The organism is Streptomyces sp. UH6 (assembly GCF_013421635.1).
GTDB lineage: Bacteria > Actinomycetota > Actinomycetes > Streptomycetales > Streptomycetaceae > Streptomyces > Streptomyces abyssomicinicus.
The window spans coordinates 1-1,389 of the sequence record NZ_JACADT010001252.1 but is presented as its reverse complement, the minus strand read 5'-3'; the positions used below and the strand labels follow the sequence as shown (position 1 = coordinate 1,389).

The 1,389-nt window shown below is 73.3% G+C and carries 1 protein-coding gene; it reads right to left on the bottom strand.

The features are described from left to right. A partial coding sequence (locus tag HW445_RS31020; protein WP_180224110.1) for a serine/threonine-protein kinase occupies positions 1 to 827 on the bottom strand: 827 nt, incomplete at its 3' end. Between the last annotated feature and the right edge of the window lie 562 nt (positions 828 to 1,389).

Genomic DNA, 1,389 nt, shown 5'->3' with positions numbered 1-1,389 from the left:
ACCACGCGCAGCGCGCGGGCCAGGCTGACGGCGCTGGGGCGCTCGTCGGGGTTCTTGCGCAGGCAGCGCTCGATGACCGTCCACAGCGGCTCGGGCAGCGTGGAGGGGCGGCGCGGCTCGGCGTTCAGGTGCTGCTGGAGCACCTCCAGCGCGCTGCCGCCGCCGAACGGCGGGCGGCCGGTGACCAGCTCGTAGAGCAGGATGCCGGCGCCGTAGATGTCCACGGCGGAGGTCTGCGGGCGGCCCTCGGCGGACTCCGGGGCCACGTAGGACGGCGTGCCGACGAACTCGCTGGTGCGGGTCAGGCCCGGGGAGTCGGCGAGGCGGGCGATGCCGAAGTCGGTGAGCATCGGGTGCAGCTCGCCGCCGGTCTGCCGCAGCAGGACGTTGGCGGGCTTGAGGTCGCGGTGCACCACGCCGTCGGCGTGGCTGGCGGCCAGCGCGTCGGCGATCTGCGCGGTGAGCAGCGAGGCGGCGACCGGGCTGAAGGGACCGTTCTCCCGCAGGTAGCGGTGCAGGTCGGGGCCCTCGATCAGGTCCATCACCAGGGCGAGCAGGTCGCCCTCGACGACCAGGTCGCGGACCCGGACGATGTTGTCGTGGGTGAGCCGGAGCAGGACGGAGCGCTCGCGGAGGAACCGCATCACCACGTCCGGGTCGTTCGCCAGCTCCTCCTTGAGGACCTTGATGGCGACGGTCTCACCGGGCTGCCCGGCGACGGCGGCCTCGGCCCCCGCGGTCTCCCGCTGGCGCGCACGCCAGACGGTGCCCGTGGCGCCGCGTCCGATCGGCTCCTCGAGCAGGTACTTGCTGCCTACCGGCCGCACGTCATGCGCTCCCTGCTGGTCGTGATCACTCGCACCGGCGCTCACGGCCGGTCCCGCCCACTGTAGTGCCGTGAGGGCCGGTGGCGGCGGTCGTCGGTCGGCCCGGAATCGTCTCGGTCCGGACACGGCCCGTGACGGGGGGCCGCGGGTGCTCCGCGGTGGCCGCCCCCGGCAGGGCCACGACCGGCCCGGGACGGGTCCCCGAAGAAAAGACGTGCAACCCGGTCGCATGGTTTCCGTCGAGGAGCGGTATCGGTCACAAAGGGGAGTCGAATGGGCCACTTTCCCGGGCAGAGGTGACCAATCAAGATCACTTGAGGGCGGCCGAGGGGCGCGCCCCGGGTGTCGGGTGCGAGGATGCACCCTGCTACAGCTACAGGCCGACGCGCTCGTGTGTGTGCGGTGGGGATGGCGCGGTGGGGGACCGTGAGGCGCATCGACCGCTGCCACGGGCGCCCGAGCGGAAGGGATCGCTGACGGCGATGCAGATCCGGCTGACCGTCGTAGACCCGCTGAACCCGCCCGCCGCGAGCCGTGACGTGCTGGTCACCGCCCCCGCCGG